The organism is Pontibacter pamirensis (genome assembly GCF_010015475.1).
Lineage (GTDB): Bacteria > Bacteroidota > Bacteroidia > Cytophagales > Hymenobacteraceae > Pontibacter > Pontibacter pamirensis.
This window is the reverse complement of record NZ_SSNI01000103.1, coordinates 1-1,611: the sequence shown is the minus strand read 5'-3', so window position 1 is coordinate 1,611 and position 1,611 is coordinate 1. Positions and strand designations below refer to the sequence as shown.

The 1,611-nt window shown below is 39.0% G+C and carries 1 protein-coding gene and 1 pseudogene; one reads left to right on the top strand and one right to left on the bottom strand.

The annotated features are described in order from the left end of the window. Nucleotides 1–206: 206 nt before the first annotated feature. Nucleotides 207–1,085, top strand: coding sequence for a helix-turn-helix domain-containing protein (locus E1919_RS27100; protein ID WP_162056522.1), 879 nt, complete (start codon nucleotides 207–209; stop codon nucleotides 1,083–1,085). 415 nt (nucleotides 1,086–1,500) lie between these two features. Here E1919_RS27100 and E1919_RS28325 read toward each other — a convergent pair. Further along, nucleotides 1,501–1,611: pseudogene (locus tag E1919_RS28325) on the bottom strand (IS701 family transposase); the annotation flags it as partial.

The following is a 1,611-nucleotide window of genomic DNA, read 5'->3' as shown; positions in this document are numbered from 1 at the left end:
CGTGGCTCTTGCCTGAGCGGTAACCCTGCTCCAACTCCTGGCGATGTGCCGCACTTAACTCTATTGTTCGTATCTTTCCCATAGCTAAGAAAAAACATACTTCAAGCTAAATTTGTCCCATTACTTATAAGCCCTACAGGTTTATAAAAGCAAGTATCGAATCTTCCTCTTCTTTACTAACTTCGGTGGATTATCAAGTAAAAGACATGCCCAAACCACATTTGCCCATTTACCAGATACAGGACTTTAATGCTCAGGCCCAAAAAGAGCGGTATTTCTACTTGAATTCATTTGCTGCCCACTTACAGGAACACCTGTTTACCCGTGAGCCACATAAGCATAATTTTTACATTATTCTCTTTGTCTCTCAGGGCACCGGAACCCATACCATTGACTTTGAGAAATATGAGGTAAAACCCAACATGTTTTTTTTCATGGCACCAGGTCAAGTTCATAGTTGGGACCTTTCTGGAGATACCAATGGCTTTGTCATCTTTTTTACTCCGGAATTTTACCTAAGGGAATTCCCCCACAGGAAGTTATTTAATTTTCCGTTCTTCAATGCACTACTCCATAAACCTATCCTCTTTGTTTCAAAGGATGAAAAAGACACCCTTATGCCGACTTTCTATACCTTACAGAAAGAATATAAGAATCAAGACTTGATGAGAAATGAGATGCTCAGCCGCTATTTGGATGTTCTTCTGATTCATTTGACTCGGATTTACCAATCCCAAGGAACTAAAGCAGAGGCGCAAGGCGGAGAGCTTTCACTTTTGCAGAACCTTGAGAACCTGGTAGAGCAACATTACAAAGAACATCTGCCGGTAACCTTTTATGCAGATCAACTGAATACAACGCCAAGACATTTAAAAGAAGTTTGCAAACGTTCTTTGGGCAAGACAACAAAGGAACTTATTCAGGAACGTTCTCTACTGGAGGCACAAAGATTACTGGTTCACTCAGAACTTACCAGCTCACAAATTGCGGCTGAACTAGGCTATTTTGACATCACCTATTTCTTCCGTTTTTTTAAAAAACATACAGGTAGTACACCAGAGCAATTCCGTAGCCTAAACAAATAATCACTTCTAAGCTACATTCATGGCTGTAGAAAAGTTTTAAGCCCTTCAGGAGTTCTAAGAATTCAACCCTGCCCGTAAACCCAGCGAGTTAATCGGAATGAGCGAAACTTTTCACTATCTAACTTTCCTGTTTGAAATTGAGAGATTTTCTCATGCAATTCTAAGATATCCCACTTAGCTTTTTCATCAATTGTATTGTCCAGTGTAAGTGCCATTATTAAGTTTATCTTATTTGATGGCAAAAGTACTCCGATGGCTATCCATAAATATGGGACAAAAAATCCAAATGATTGGACTTTTGAGCCTCTGCTTTCTTCAATAGTGCTATTGAAAGTATTACTCCTCTTACTGGATTGAACTGAAAATCTTTCATACTCTTATAGATTTAATATTTTACTATTAGGACTTTCGCACATTAGGCATAACAGATAGCAGGATTTACCAGTTGTTGATTCATGTATTGGTCGAGCAGCCCTTTTTTGAGCTGGTAAATTGTTAGTTCATAGGCATAGGCCAAACTCTTGAG